The 13,758-nt window shown below is 64.4% G+C and carries 9 protein-coding genes; 8 read left to right on the top strand and 1 reads right to left on the bottom strand.

Annotated features, from left to right (window positions below; translation table 11 throughout):
- Positions 1-37: 37 nt before the first annotated feature.
- From VN706_06815 to VN706_06795, 5 genes are all read left to right on the top strand, one after another.
- Positions 38-682, top strand: a complete 645-nt coding sequence (locus tag VN706_06815; GenBank protein ID HXT15324.1) for a TetR/AcrR family transcriptional regulator — start codon at positions 38-40, stop codon at positions 680-682.
- 18 nt (positions 683-700) lie between these two features.
- Positions 701-2,260 carry a DHA2 family efflux MFS transporter permease subunit gene (locus VN706_06810; GenBank protein ID HXT15323.1) on the top strand — a complete coding sequence of 520 codons (1,560 nt, stop codon included), beginning with the start codon at positions 701-703 and terminating at the stop codon, positions 2,258-2,260.
- A gap of 173 nt (positions 2,261-2,433) precedes the next feature.
- Positions 2,434-5,760 carry a S41 family peptidase gene (locus VN706_06805; protein HXT15322.1) on the top strand — a complete coding sequence of 1,109 codons (3,327 nt, stop codon included), beginning with the start codon at positions 2,434-2,436 and terminating at the stop codon, positions 5,758-5,760.
- 25 nt (positions 5,761-5,785) lie between these two features.
- Positions 5,786-6,532 (top strand): dienelactone hydrolase family protein, encoded by a 747-nt coding sequence (locus tag VN706_06800; GenBank protein HXT15321.1) that lies wholly within the window; start codon positions 5,786-5,788, stop codon positions 6,530-6,532.
- Positions 6,533-6,776: 244 nt separating this feature from the next.
- The gene (locus VN706_06795) at positions 6,777-7,163 is read left to right on the top strand and encodes a response regulator (GenBank protein HXT15320.1); all 387 of its coding nucleotides are present in this window, start codon (positions 6,777-6,779) and stop codon (positions 7,161-7,163) included.
- Here the strand turns inward: VN706_06795 and VN706_06790 are convergent.
- Positions 7,129-9,081 (bottom strand): multiheme c-type cytochrome, encoded by a 1,953-nt coding sequence (locus VN706_06790; protein ID HXT15319.1) that lies wholly within the window; start codon positions 9,079-9,081, stop codon positions 7,129-7,131. The genes VN706_06795 and VN706_06790 overlap by 35 nt on opposite strands.
- 396 nt (positions 9,082-9,477) lie before the next feature.
- On the opposite strand from VN706_06790, the gene VN706_06785 reads away from it, so the two are divergent.
- The 3 genes from VN706_06785 to VN706_06775 form a co-directional block, all read left to right on the top strand.
- Positions 9,478-10,845, top strand: coding sequence for an arylsulfotransferase family protein (locus tag VN706_06785; GenBank protein ID HXT15318.1), 1,368 nt, complete (start codon positions 9,478-9,480; stop codon positions 10,843-10,845).
- A gap of 282 nt (positions 10,846-11,127) precedes the next feature.
- A complete protein-coding gene (locus VN706_06780; GenBank protein ID HXT15317.1) occupies positions 11,128-12,618 on the top strand; it encodes an aryl-sulfate sulfotransferase in 1,491 nt (496 codons plus the stop codon).
- Positions 12,619-12,797: 179 nt separating this feature from the next.
- A partial coding sequence (locus VN706_06775; protein ID HXT15316.1) for a sulfatase-like hydrolase/transferase occupies positions 12,798-13,758 on the top strand: 961 nt, incomplete at its 3' end.

Here is a 13,758-nt window from a genome sequence, read left to right as displayed (position 1 = left end):
TCAGTATTATACTCACAGGTCAAATACTTGGTCCCCTATGACTGGCAAGGTTCTTCGCTGGGAACGTCGGCCTGACGAACGGCCAAGCGAGCTCCTCGAGGCCGCGCTCTACACGTTTGCCGAGCGCGGCTATGCGAACACGCGGCTCGAGGACGTCGCGGCCACCGTTGGCGTGACGAAAGGCACGATCTACCACTACTTCGCCACGAAGGAGGACCTGCTCCTTCGCGCGATCGAGCAGTACCACGAGCGAGTGTTCGCGCCGCTCGAGGAAATTCGCGCACAACACCGCGATTCCGTCGCCGCAACCATCCGCCTCTTTCTTCGCCGCGCGTTTGGCAACCTCGACGCCGCGCGGCTGAGTGTGCTGACGCTGCTGGTGCAGGGTGTATCGCCAGACGTGCCGAAAGCGTTCGCGCGTTGGCTCGAGTCCGGTCCGGTGCGCGGCTGGCGCATTCTCGCGGAACTGATCGAGGAAGGTCAGGCGAACGGCGAATTTCGGCGCGATGCGGATGCCGAGGTCGCGGCGCGCATCACGATGTCCGGGCTCGTGCTTCAGTTCGCGTGGCAACGCTACGGCGAGTCGGCGCCGAGCGTCGTCGCCGATGCGGGTCGTTTGATCGACGCCGCCACCGAACAGTTGCTGCACGGGCTCAAGGCTCCGACCCGCACGGTTCGCTAGGAGGTGCGAACAGAGTCGATGAGCGACGAAGCCGGCCGCTCCGCGAATCACAAGTGGATCATCGCGGGCACGGTCCTCACGGGCACCATCATGGCCGTGCTGGACTCGAGCATCGTCAACGTCGCGCTGCCGGACATGTCCGGCACGCTCGGCGTAACGATCGAGGAGATCACGTGGGTCGTCACGTCATACATCCTCGCGCAGGTGATCGTCATGCCGATCACCGGACTGCTCTCGGCGCGGTTCGGCCGTAAGCGTTTCTATATGACGAGCGTGGTGTTGTTCACCGCGGCGTCGATGGCCTGCGGGCTGGCGCACAGCCTTGCGTCCATGGTGGTGTTCCGCGTCATCCAGGGATTTGGCGGCGGCGTGCTGCTCACCGTGTCGCAGGCCATTCTGCGCGAGAGTTTTCCGGCAGAGGAACAGGGCATCGCGATGGGCCTGTACGGCCTCGGCGCCGTGCTCGCGCCGGCATTCGGCCCCACGCTTGGTGGATGGATCACCGATCAATACTCGTGGCCGTGGATCTTCTACATCAACGTGCCGGTAGGCGTGCTGAACATCATGCTCGTCACGCGCTTCATCGAGGATCCGCCGTATCTCATTCGCGAGAAGGGCTACATCGATTGGCCGGGGCTCGGACTGCTCGTGCTCGGCCTCGGCGCGCTGCAGCTGATGCTCGAGGAGGGTGAGCGCAACGACTGGTTTCAGTCGACGTACATCGTGCGGCTCGGGATCGTCGCGACGATTGGGTTGATCGCGTTCGTGTGGCGCGAGCTCGTCGCCGAGAAGCCGGCGGTCAATCTTCGCATTCTGCGCAACATCTCATTCAGCTCGGCAACGGCGCTTGGCGGCGTGCTCGGGCTCGCGCTCAATGGAAGTTTGTTCTTGCTTCCTGTGTTTTTACAAAACCTGCTGCGCTTCGACGCGATGAAATCGGGCATCACGATGATGCCGCGCAGTCTGGCGATGGCGGTGTTGATGCCGATCGGCGGACGATTCTACAATCGGCTCGGGCCGCGCGTTCTCGTCGGCAGTGGATTGTTGATCTGCGGCTACGGCTTCTACACGATGGCGAAACTGACCACGGACATCGGCTATTGGGATCTGTTCTGGCCGCAGCTGTGGCAAGGCGTGGGGTTCAGCCTGATCTTCGTCGCGCTGAGCACGGCGGCACTATCGACGATTCCGAAACCACGAATGACGGCGGCGACCGGCTTGTACAACGTCGTGCGACAGGTGATGGGAAGCGTCGGCATCGCGCTGGCGGCGACACAGCTCACGTCGAGCACCGTGCGCTATCACGCGATTCTCTCGGAGGATGCCGGCGCGTCGGGCGGCGCGCGGCAGATGGTGAACGCGGTGACGTCGGGCATGATGAGCAAGGGCGCCGACGCATTCACCGCGAAGGCACAAGCCCTACAAATCATCAATGGAATGATCGAGCGCCAGGCCGCGGTGCTTGCGTACAATCATGTCTTCGTGCTGGTGGCGTCGTTGTTCTTCATTGGGTTTCCGTTGGTGTTCCTGCTCAGGAGAGGGACGCCCTCGGCAGAGATCGAGGTGGCGGTCGATTGACCACGGACTGAGGCGGACGTACACGGAACGGCACGGAGACTACGTGAACTGCTGTTAACGGCCGTCGACGCGGTCTCCGTGCCGTTCTGTGTATGTCCGATTGGGTCGGTGGTTGGATCTTGTTTGAGAGGTGCACGGCGCGTATCGTCGGACAACCTCCGACCCCACTCGTCATGCGCGTTTTTCTTTCGCTCGCCATCGGACTCGCTTCGGTGGCCCCGCTCGCGGCACAGACTCCGACCGCCGGCTACTATCGTTTCCCCACGATCTCGAACGGCACGATCGTCTTCACCGCCGAGGGTGACTTGTGGCGCGTGCCTGTGGCGGGCGGTGTCGCGCAGCGATTGACGACGCACCCTGCCGAGGAATCGCACGCGGCGATCTCGCCCGACGGGCGCACGATCGCATTCTCGGCGAGCTATGAGGGGCCGACCGAGGTGTACACGATGCCGATCGACGGCGGATTGCCCGTGCGTCGCACGTTCGACGGCGCGGCGGCGACCGTGATCGGGTGGACGCCCGACGCGAAAGTCATCTACAGCACGCGCAAGTACTCGACGCTTCCGAACACCGAGCTCGCCACGGTCGATCCGAAGAACAACGCGATCGCGCTCGTGCCGCTCGCGCAGGCAGCGGATGGATCGTTCGACGCGAACGGTACGCTCTATTTCACGCGCTACGCGTTTCAGGGAAGCAACACGAAGCGCTATCAGGGCGGGACCGCGCAGAACATCTGGAAGTACGCGCGCAACGGCGCCGCGGCGCAGCCGCTCACGCCGGACTGGAAGGGCACGAGCCGGTCCGCCATGGTGTGGCATGGTCGCATCTACTTCGACAGCGATCGTGACGGCACGATGAACCTCTGGTCGATGGACGAGAACGGAAAGGATCTGAAGCAGCTGACGCATCACGCGGGCTTCGACGTGCAGAGTCCTTCGCTCGCCGACGGCAAGATCGTGTATCAGCTGGGCGCCGACCTCCGCGTGTATGATGTCGCGACGAATCAGGATGCCGCCGTGCCGATCAAGCTCGTCTCGGATTTCGAACAGACGCGCGAACGGTGGGTGCGCAATCCGTCGGATTGGATCAACGCCGTGCATCTCTCGCCGACGGGCGACCGCGTCGCGGTCACGGCGCGCGGTCAGGTGTTCGTCGTACCGACGCAGCAGGGACGGCTCGTCGAAGCGACTCCGGGCAAGTCGGCGCGGTGGAACGACGCGCGGTTCATGACCGACGGCAAGACCGTGCTGGCGATCGGCGACAAGAGCGGCGAGCAGGAGTTCTGGACGCTGCCGGCGAACGGGATCGGACAGGAGAAACAAGTCACGCGCGACGGCAAGGTCGTGCGATGGGAAGGTATTCCGTCCCCCGACGGCAAGTGGCTCGCGCACACCGACAAGAATCAGCAACTCTGGCTGACGGACGTCGCGACGGGCGTGACGAAGCTGCTCGGGACGAACAAGGAAGGCGACTTCGACGACATGAAGTGGTCGCCGGACGGGAAATGGTTCGCGTACGCGGCGCCGGCCAGGAATCTCTTCGGGCAGTTGTATCTGTACAATGTCGAGTCGGGAAGCAGCACCGCGGTGACGACCGATCGATACGACAGCTACAGTCCCGCGTGGACGCCGGACGGCAAGTGGTTGTACTTCCTGTCGAATCGCAACTTGCAGTCGTCGGTGCAATCGCCATGGGGCGCGCGCGAACCGGAGCCGTTCTTCGACAAGCAAACGAAGATCTACGCGCTCGCCTTGGTGCCGGGTGAACGGAATCCATTTCAGCCGGACGATGAGCTGAGCATGGCGAAGAATCCGAAGCCGGATAGTGCCAAGGTGCCGGCCGACAGCGCGCAGTTGAATCGTCCATCGCCGAGTCCGGCGCGGCAGGACGTGCCGGCGACCGCGGCGCAGCGCATCGTTCTGGACGGCATCGAGCGCCGGTTGATCGAGCTGCCGGTGCCGCCGGGCAATTACAATAGTCTAACAACCGACGGCAAACGGCTGTACCTCGTCTCGCGCAACGCGGGCGTCGACGGCGCACCCGATCTCAAGACGCTCGCGATCGACAACAAGAAGCCCGAGCTCGAGACGTTCCTCGCCGGCGTGCGCGCCTACGAGATCTCGGCCGATCGCAAGAAGATGCTCGTTCGCAAGACGAACTCGAACGACATCTACGTGGTGGACGCCGGCGCCAAGGCGCCGACGGATCTCTCGAAGTCGCAGGTGGATCTCAAGAGCTGGGTGCTGCACTTCGATCCGCGTGAGGAGTGGCGGCAGATGTTCGCGGACGCGTGGCGGCTCGAGCGCGACTACTTCTACGATCGCGGCATGAACGGCGTCGATTGGCGCGCGATGCGCGATCATTACGCGCCGCTCGTCGAGCGCGTGACCGATCGCGCGGAGCTGAGCGATCTCCTGGCACAGATGGTCGGCGAGCTCTCGGCGCTGCACATCTTCGTCTACGGCGGCGACATTCGGCGAGGAACGGACGCCGTCCTTCCGGCGTCGCTCGGTGCGCGGCTCGCGCGAGACGATCAGCGCGGCGGCTACCGCGTCGAGCACATCTACCAGACGGATCCGGACGAGCCGCGCAATCTCTCGCCGCTGGCGCGCTACGGCGTCGACGTGCATGAAGGCGACGTCATCGCCGCGGTGAACGGCGTGCCGACGCTCTCGGTGCCCGACATCGGCGCGTTGCTGCGCGACCAGGCCGATCATGAAGTGCTCCTCCGCGTGCGCCCGGCGACGGGCGCCGAGCGCGAAGTCGTCGTGACGCCGATGTCGCAGGGTGCCGAAAACAATCTGCGATACGCCGAGTGGGAGTACACGCGCCGTGAAGCGGTGGAGCAGAAGGGGAAGGGTGATATCGGGTACGTGCACCTGCGTGCGATGAGCGGCGGCGACATCGCGCAGTGGGCGCGCGACTTCTATCCGGCGTTCGATCGCCAGGGCCTGATCGTCGACGTACGCCACAACAACGGCGGCAACATCGACTCATGGGTGCTCGAGAAGCTGATGCGCAAGGCGTGGTTCTATTTCCAGTCGCGCGTCGGCGACCCGACGTGGAACATGCAGTATGCGTTTCGCGGGCACGTGGTGGTGTTGACCGACGAGAACACCGCGTCGGACGGCGAAGCGTTCTCCGAAGGATTTCGGAGACTGGGCCTTGGCAAGCTGATCGGTACGCGAACGTGGGGCGGCGAGATCTGGCTGTCGTCGAGCAACGTTCTGGTCGATCGCGGGATTGCTACGGCGGCGGAGACGGGCGTGTACGGACCGGAAGGGAAGTGGCTGATCGAGGGCCACGGTGTCGATCCGGACATGGTCGTCGACAACGAGCCGCACGCGACGTTCGAGGGGAAGGATGCGCAGCTCGACGCGGCGATCGCCTACTTGCAGCAGGAGATCAAATTGCATCCGGTGCCGGTTCCCCCGCCGCCGGCGTATCCGAACAAGTCGCTCAAGGCCGTCATTCAGGCGGGCGACGCGAAAAAGCCGTAACAAAGGCCGTAAGGAGACGAGACGAATGCCGACGCGCACGGAATTGAAGTTGAAGACGCAGGATGGCGTGTGTGACACGTACCTTTTTCAGCCGGATGGTCCGGGGCCGTGGCCCGCGGTGTTGATGTACATGGACGGCATCGGCATGCGGCCGGCGCTGTGGGAGGTGGCGGACCGCATCGCGGCGCAGGGCTATTGGGTCATGCTGCCGGACCTCTTCTATCGCGTCGGCTACAAGGCGGAGTACGGCGTCAACGTCTTCACGAACGCGGAGCAGCGCGCGGACCTGATGACGCGCATCATGCCGTCGGCGAGCGCGTCGAACGTCATGCGGGACACGGACGCGCTGCTGGCGCACGCCGCGCAGCAGCCGAACGTGCGTCATGAGAAGATTGGTATTACAGGATACTGTATGGGCGGCCGTCTCGCGATGTACGCCGCCGGCTACTACGGCGACCGCGTCGCCGCCGCGGCGGCGTATCACCCCGGCGGTTTGGCCACGGACGCGCCGGATAGCCCGCACACGCTGGCGCCGAACATGCGCGCCCAGGTCTACGTGGGCGCGGCGATGGAAGATCAGAGCTTCGACGCCGCGCAGAAGGAACGGTTCGACCAAGCCCTGACCGATGCCGGCGTCGCGCATACGATCGAGACGTATCAGGCGCGGCACGGCTTCGTCCCGCCGGATACACCGGCGTATGACGCCGCCGCCGCGGCGCGACATGATCAGACGCTCTTTGGGCTCTTGAGGTCCGAGTTGCCTCGCGCCTAGAAGGCTCGAACGGAGTTCATCAAAAAAGAACAACGACCACGTCCGACCAGATCTGACCGCATCTGAAAAGCAGTTCTCAGATCGTGTCGGATCTTGTCAGACCCGGTCGTTTTTTCTCTTTTGTAGTCCGAGCGCCATCCCCTCAGACCTTGTCCTGTCTCGAATCGATACAACCTGTATCGGTTTGGGAACGATCCGTGGTACCTCGGCCTTCCTGTCATAAATCCCACCCGCATGCGGTTTTATGAAGCAGAATGGCGACACCCGCCGGTTCGTCCTGATCGTCGATCCCCACGATGGAGTCTGCGCCGTGCTCCGGCGCATGCTGAATGACGCGAACATCGAGACGGTGATCGCGAAGAGCTGCGCCGAGGCGCTGACGCTCGTCAAGTCGCACGGCGAGTTGATCGACGTGCTGCTGACGGAGCTCGAGGGGCCCGAGTGCGCCGGTGCGGGCCTCATCGCGGACGCGCTCCGTCATCGGCCGCACCTTCCCATCGTGTGCATGTCCACCGCCGCCAACGACGACGTTCACATTCGTCGTCTCGTGCCGGCCCGCGCCGCTGTCGTACCCAAGCCCTTTACAGTCGCCCAGCTCACCGCGGCGATTGCGAGGGCGGTGGCGGCGTAGCGATCGCGCGCAGCAACGCCGCGGCTTGTGGATTCGCCGCGGACGCACGCAGCGCATTCTCGAACGTCGCCGCCTCCGTACTGTCCAGGCGTGCGGCCGCATGAAATTCCTTGGCCGCCGAGTCGTAGTGCCGTAGTTCGCCGTAGAACGTCGCGAGCCGCAGCCGATTCGGCGCACGATCGGCGTTGTAGTGCTGGCTGTCGACGAACTCCTCAGCCGCCGCGTCGAATGCGTGGCGATCGTCGGCGCTCAGGGCGCCCGCGAACGGCGCAAGGATCCACGCGGCCTGCTGCCGCAGCGCGCGACGTGGATCGCGCAGCAACGGCGTCGCGATCGCGATGCGATCGTTCTCGGCGAACGCGTCGAGAATCTGAAGGGCGTACAACCGCACGACGGCATTGCTGTCGCGCGTCCACCGGCGAGCCGCCTCGAGCGCGATCGGGCCCGGCCGCGCGCCCAGCCGCGCGAGCGCCGACGCTCGCACGATCCACGGTTCGGTTGGATCGTTCGCGACGACGCCGAGTGAGTCCGCGGCGCCCGCCGATCCATGGTCGTCGAGGGAGAAGGCCTGCGCGAAGCGCTGAAATCCGGGGTTCGGTTTCGGATACCACGTCGCGATCGCCTTCGCCGCCCACGCGGCCGGCTTCTCGGTGTGGCAGCGAGTGCACGCGTTGGGCACGCCGAGCGAGACGCTGAGATCCGGCCGCGGTATTCGAATACTGTGATCGTGCCGATGGTCGATCACCATGTACGTCGTGTCGGGAAGATGACATGCCGCACACTGCGCGCCCGCGCTGCCCGGCGTGTGAAAGTGGTGCGCCGGCACGTCGTATTTCGCGGGGCGGTGACACTGCGCGCACGTCTGGTTGCCCGGACGGCGCAGCTTGCCCGAATGCGGATCGTGGCAGTCGGAGCACGTCACGCCGGCGTGATACATCCGGCTCTGAAGGAACGACGCGTACGTGTAGACCTCATCGTGCTGCTGGCCGTCGGGTTGATAGAGTCCGGCGAGAATCGGCAGCGGCGTGTAGTAGTCGAGCAGCGGCGCGCCGGCGACGTAGCCGTCGGCGATGTGATTGCGCCGCGCGTGGCATTGCGCGCACGTCTCGATCTCGCGATCGCTCGGCCGCGGAACGTTGCGCGTTGCGTTGCCCGTGGCGGAGTCGATGCTCCAATGGACGCCGGCCCGATCGTGCAGCGGATTCCGTATCCCGTCGTCGTGCCACAGGAGCCGCCGAGCAAAGGCGGGATACTTCGCCCAGGACACGTGGTCGCTTGCGGGTCCATGACAGGCTTCGCACGCGACGTTGATCTCCGAGAACGTCGTGTGGAATGCGTCGCTGTCCGGCTCGTACTGCTTGCGCACGGCCGTCGAATGGCAGTCGGCGCACATGTAATTCCAGTTATATGCGCGTCCGGTCCAGTGGAATGGATCGGTGTGCGACGCTTCGGCGTCCGCGCTGAGGGCGAACCAGCGCTGGCCGCCGGTCGACGCCGGCCGGGCGTCCCACGCCGCGAGCAACGCCTGAATGTGGCCGTTCGGCAACTCGACGAGATACTGCTGGAGCGGCCAGACGCCGAACGTGTAGCGAATGGCGTAGTCGTGCGCCGCGCCGTCGGCGCCGATGGTGTTCACGACCGCGGTGTCGCCGTGCCGCAGAAATGCGTAGGTCACGCCGCCCGTCGTGAGGCGCGTGCCATCGAAGCGGCCAAGGACCGTCTTTGGCGTGGCGTTCTGCATGGCCATGGAGTGCTGCGACGAGCGCCAGCTCGAGAATTCTGCCGTGTGACAGCTCGCGCATCGGGCGGACCCGACGAATTGCGGTTCGCCAGATCGGCGGCACGCCGCGCCCAGCGCCACGAGAGCCGTGAGCGCCGCGAGTGCAACCCGGCGAGTGGTCGGTGAAGGCGTGGGCATGGCGAAGCAGTGGCAGGGCGCGAAGCGACGAGGAATTTGGCACCGCGCGCTGTCGGGGGCCAATCCCACAAATGAGAGGAGTAGGAACGCGCGCGGGACGGTTGGGGAACGCTCGTGCAACGCGCCCCTCGTATCATGGTGGTGCAGCTCGAGTGTGTCACTCGCGCAGGTGGTGTGTGACGTGGCGCACAAAGACGGTCTGAGGGCGCCGGCGCGTTAACAGAAATCTCATGCCGGCGTCGCACGGCGCAGAGAACGCAACACTCGGGGAATTCGACCATGCATGACGCTCACCGTTGTATCCGGATCCCGGTCACCGCCGCGTGTGTGTTCGCGCTTGCCGCGTGCTCCGCCGAGTCGCGCGACATGACCGGAGGCCCGACCGGTATTCAGACGATGCCAGTCGTTCCGGCGACCGTCAACGCGACGGTTGGCTCTGCGCTGAGCGTTCTTCAGGCGCGTGTGACGGTCGACGCCGTGGGCGCCGACTCCGTCCGCGTGGTGTACCAGGCCGGCAATGGTGTCGCGCAGGCCACCCCATTTCGCACGCCCCGTACGTCGTCGGATACGATCCTCGTGCTCGGGTTGCATGCAAAGACGCTGTACACCTACTACGTCGAAGCACTGACGGCCGGCGTGTCGCAACGCTCGCCGGCGGGCACGTTCACCACGGCGGCGCTGCCGGGTCAGCTCGACAACGTGCGGTTGCAGCAGATCAGCGGCGTGCAGCATCACGACGTCGCGACCGGCGTGACGACCGGCGACGGCGGCTATGCGGTGATCTTCGACAGCACCGGCGCGCTCGTATGGTATCGTGACTTCACGGACACGAAGATGACGGTATCGAACGTACTCATGCAGCCGAACGGCAACATCACGGCGTTCATCGGCAACACGTCGGGCTGGCAGCCGGCGGACGGCTATTACGTCGAGATGAGCCCAGCGGGTGAGATTCTGCAGACGTATCGCGCGCCGCCCGGCTCGTACATGGACGATCACGATTTTCTGATTACCGGCGGCGGGGACACGCGGCAGCTGCACTACTTCACGTACACCATTCGCCAGATGGACCTCTCGCCGATCGGCCTCGGGACGAACGTCGCGACGGCCGGCCATCAGGTTCGCCGCGAGAGCGCCGCGGGGCTCGATTTCACCTGGGACGCCTGGGATCATTTCACGATCACCGATTGGATCGGCGACGCCGCGGCGAAGGCGACGCGCGGGAACAGTACGGATTACGACCATCCCAATGCGCTCACGTTCGACAACAGCGGCAACTACGTCGTCTCGTGGCGCAACCTCGATCAAGTCACCGCTATCGACCCGAACAACGGCAATGTGCTGTGGCGTCTTGGCGGCAAGAACAGCGATTTCACGTTCGTGAATGATCCGTTGAACGGATTTACCAAGCAGCACTCGGTGAAGGTGCTCGCGAACGGCGACATCCTGCTGTTCGACAATGGAACGGATCACACGCCGGCGCAGAGCCGGGCGGTGGAGTACAAGCTCGACTTTGCGACCATGACGGCAACGATGGTGTGGGAGTCGCGGCACACGCCGACGTTGGTCGCGACGTACGTGGGTTGGGTGGATCGCTTCACCAATGGCAACACGTGGGTGGCGTATTCATTCTTCGGCCGCGCGGTCGAGGTGGACGCCGCGTCGAACGTGGTCTGGGAGGGGCAGCTGGTGGTGAACGGCAACACCCCGGTGGCGTATCGCATGGTGCCGGTCACATCGCTCTATAGGTATGTGAAACCATAGCCTTGATGTGCGGGTGGAAAACGGCGGCACGAGCGTGACAGCTCGTGCCGCCGCGGTGCGTGTGCGAGGGACACATGTAAGAACTGTAATAACCTGTTTACGAGCGGCCGCGTTCGCATCGGCGTGATACGCGTCACGCCGCGCCGCCATCGCGCGCGATATCCGCATGCGGGTGCTTTGGTTGGCTCCGGCCTTGCCTTATCGCGCACCACCGGTGCGCCGGTCGTCAGTGGACCGCCCGCGCACGGTGTCACTTCACGGACCAATCTGGAGCTTCAACGCATGTGGTCGCTGAGTCGTCGAATTCGCTGGACTGCGCTCACCGCTTTCGCCGCGGGCGCGCTCGCCGCGTGCTCTGATGGATCGAGATCGTCGAGCGGAACGGACTTGCTCACGCCGGCCGCGCCGATCGTTCCCGCGTCGGTCACCGTCGTCGTCGGTTCGGCGACGATGGTCTTGCAGGCTCGCGTGTCCTTCACCGCCGCGGGTGCGGACTCGGTCCGCGTCGCGTATCAGGCGCCGAACGGGCCGGTGCAGTTCACACCGTTCCACGCCGTCGGTCAGAACGGCGACACCATTCTCGTGCTCGGACTGCGTCCGAAATCGCGGTACACGTATCACGTCGAAGCGATGACGGGCGGCGTCTCCGCATCGTCGACCGACGCCGCGTTCACGACTGCCCAGGTGCCCGGGCAACTCGACAACGTACAGATCCAGCAGATCAGCGGCGCGCAACATCACTACGTCGCGACCGGCGTGCTCACGGGCGACGGCGGTTATGCGGTAATCTTCGACAGCACCGGCACCATCGTGTGGTATCATGACTTCACGGCAACCAAGCTGACGGTGTCGAACGTCGTCATGCAGCCGAACGGCAACATCACCGCGTTCCTCGGCAACACCTCCGGCTGGCAGCCGCTGGAAGGCTACTACGTCGAGATGAATCCAGCGGGTGACATCGTGAACACGTACCGCCCGCCGGCCGGCTCGTTCATGGACGATCACGAATTTCTGATCACTGGCAGCGGCGCGAGTCAGACGGTGCAGTACTTCACCTTCACCACGCGGCAACTCGACCTGTCGGCGCTCGGCTTGAGCCCCAACACCACGACGGCAGGCCATCAGATTCGACGGTTCAATGCGTCGGGCGCGGAGGAATTCACCTGGGACGCGTGGGATCACATCTCGATCGATGAGTGGGTGGGCGACACGACCGCGAAGACGACGCGCGGCAATAGTACCGACTTCGATCATCCGAACGCGATGACGTTCGACACTGCCGGGAACTACGTCGTCTCGTGGCGCAATCTCGACCAGATCATGGCGATCGATCCCAACAACGGGAACGTGCTGTGGCGGCTCGGCGGAACGAAATCTGATTTCACGTTCGTGAACGATCCGCTGAACGGATTCTACAAGCAGCATTCGGTGAAGGTGCTCGCGAACGGCGACATCCTGCTCTTCGACAACGGCGCCGGTCACGTTCCGGCGCAGAGTCGAGCCGTGGAGTATCGGCTGGACATGACGGCGAAGACGGCGACGATGGTGTGGGAGTCGAGGCACAACCCGCCGCTCTTCGCGGTGTTCGTCGGGTGGGTCGACCGTTTCATGAATGGCAACACGTGGGTTGCCTACTCGTACTTCGGGCGCGCCGTTGAAGTGGATGCGAGCTCGAACGTTGTCTGGGAGGGTCAGCTCGTCGTGAATGGCGCGAATCCAACGGCATACCGAATGGTTCCAATCGTTTCGCTGTACCGATACGTGAAAACTTGAGCCTTGTGGGAGCGGCATAAAGAAACGTTTCAGCACGTTACGGAGGGTGGCCCCCATCGTATATTGGCCGAGGGCTCCGCGATCCCCGCGAGCCACTCTCCTGACGCATTCAGTCGTAGGTCGCGATGGAATTGCTTGTCCGACGTCGGGCACTGCTTCGCCGTTCCATTGTCGCTGTCGTGGCGACCGGGCTCAGCGTCGCCTCGTGCGGCGCACCGAATTCGCCGGATGCGCCCGTCAGTCCCGACCGACGTCCGCCGCCGCCTCGAATGCTCGGCGTCGACGCTCCTCCCAACATCCTGTTTCTGCTCGCGGACGACATGCGCTTCGACGCCGTCGGCGCCGCCGGCAACAAGGTGATCCAGACGCCCACGCTCGACGCGCTGGCGCAGCAGGGCGTGCTATTCAAGAACTCATACGTCACGTCGCCGATCTGCAACATCAGCCGCGCGTCGATCTTCACCGGGCAGTGGGCGAGCCGCCACGGCATCCTCGATTTCGACACCGATTTCTCGCCGACGCAGCTTGCGCAGACCTACCCCGTGCTGTTGCATCGCGCCGGATTTCGTACCGGGTTCATCGGTAAGTTCGGGGTCGGCGACAATCCGCCGGCGTCCGCGTTCGACTATTGGAAGGGTTTCGCCGGCCAGGGCGTCTACGAGACGACCGACAGCGCCGGCAATCCGATCCACCTGACCAAGCTGATGAGCGAGCAGGCGATCTCGTTCCTGCGCAGCCAGCCGCGCAGCAAGCCGTTCATGCTCTCCGTGAGCTTCAAGTCGCCGCATCCGCAGGACGAGGACGCGCGCCAGTTCATTCCCGATCCCGCGGACATGGGCCTCTACGCAGGCATCACCATGCCGACGCCGGCGACGGGCTCGAATGCGTACTGGAACGCGCTGCCGGACTTCTTTCGACAGAACAACGAAGCGCGCGGGCGGTGGCTGAATCTCTTCGCGACGCCCGACATGTATCAGACGTCGGTGAAGAACTACTATCGCCTCGTGACCGGCATGGACCGGGCGGTGAGCGAGATTCGGGCGGAGCTCAAGCGTGACGGACTCGACCGTAACACGGTGATCATCTTCGCCAGCGACAATGGATTCCTCCTGGGCGAGCACGGGTTGTCGCACAAGTGGT

The organism is Gemmatimonadaceae bacterium, assembly GCA_035606695.1.
In the GTDB taxonomy this organism is placed as follows: Bacteria; Gemmatimonadota; Gemmatimonadetes; order Gemmatimonadales; family Gemmatimonadaceae; genus JAQBQB01.
The sequence above is the reverse complement of the archived record's forward strand: the minus strand, read 5'-3'. Positions and strand labels throughout refer to the sequence as shown.

Coding starts and splice junctions, on each gene's coding strand:
- VN706_06815 (HXT15324.1), top strand. CDS start 38: ATGACTGGCAAGGTTCTTCGCTGGGAACGTCGGCCTGACGAACGGCCA.
- VN706_06810 (HXT15323.1), top strand. CDS start 701: ATGAGCGACGAAGCCGGCCGCTCCGCGAATCACAAGTGGATCATCGCG.
- VN706_06805 (HXT15322.1), top strand. CDS start 2,434: ATGCGCGTTTTTCTTTCGCTCGCCATCGGACTCGCTTCGGTGGCCCCG.
- VN706_06800 (HXT15321.1), top strand. CDS start 5,786: ATGCCGACGCGCACGGAATTGAAGTTGAAGACGCAGGATGGCGTGTGT.
- VN706_06795 (HXT15320.1), top strand. CDS start 6,777: ATGAAGCAGAATGGCGACACCCGCCGGTTCGTCCTGATCGTCGATCCC.
- VN706_06790 (HXT15319.1), bottom strand. CDS start 9,081: ATGCCCACGCCTTCACCGACCACTCGCCGGGTTGCACTCGCGGCGCTC.
- VN706_06785 (HXT15318.1), top strand. CDS start 9,478: ATGCCAGTCGTTCCGGCGACCGTCAACGCGACGGTTGGCTCTGCGCTG.
- VN706_06780 (HXT15317.1), top strand. CDS start 11,128: ATGTGGTCGCTGAGTCGTCGAATTCGCTGGACTGCGCTCACCGCTTTC.